This window comes from Oleiphilus sp. HI0043 (assembly GCF_001634935.1).
In genome coordinates this window covers 1-713 of record NZ_LWEY01000448.1, presented here as the reverse complement: position 1 = coordinate 713, position 713 = coordinate 1, and the positions used below count along the sequence as shown (strand labels likewise).

The following is a 713-nucleotide window of genomic DNA, read 5'->3' as shown; positions in this document are numbered from 1 at the left end:
GATCCGTCAGCTATTGCAGCAAGTGGTAAAGACGGTCGTTTGACAAAAGAGGATGTTGTTGCGCACCTTGCAACTGCTACTAGTGCACCTGCTCCGGCCGCTGCTGCGCCAGCTAGTAAGCCAGTATCGGCCCCTGCTGCGCCAGTAGCGCTTGATCTTGGCGCTCGCGCTGAAAAACGAGTGCCTATGACTCGCTTAAGAGCAAGCATTGCACGTCGATTGTTGGATGCAAGTCAAAATACTGCCATGTTGACCACCTTTAATGAGGTTAACATGAAGCCCTTAATGGATCTTAGAAAACAATATAAAGAGTTGTTTGAGAAGAAGCATGATGGCACTAAGCTTGGTTTCATGTCCTTATTCGTTAAAGCAGCTGCTGAAGCCTTGAAGCGCTTCCCGGCAGTTAATGCGTCAATCGATGGTGATGAAATTGTTTATCATGGTTATCAGGATATTGGTGTAGCGGTATCAAGTGATAAAGGCCTGGTAGTACCAGTCTTACGCGATGCAGATGGTATGAGCTTGGCAACAATTGAAGGATCAATCAAAGAGTATGGTCAAAAAGCCCGTAACGGTAAGCTCTCTATTGAAGAAATGACAGGCGGTACTTTCACTATTTCTAACGGTGGTGTATTCGGTTCCTTGATGTCTACGCCAATCTTGAATCCGCCTCAAACGGCGATTTTGGGTATGCATAAGATTCAAGAGAGACC

General features: G+C 46.3%; 1 protein-coding gene. It reads left to right on the top strand.

The features are described from left to right. Positions 1–713: 2-oxo acid dehydrogenase subunit E2 (locus tag A3729_RS05800; protein ID WP_197475605.1), on the top strand; the 713-nt coding region annotated here is incomplete at both ends.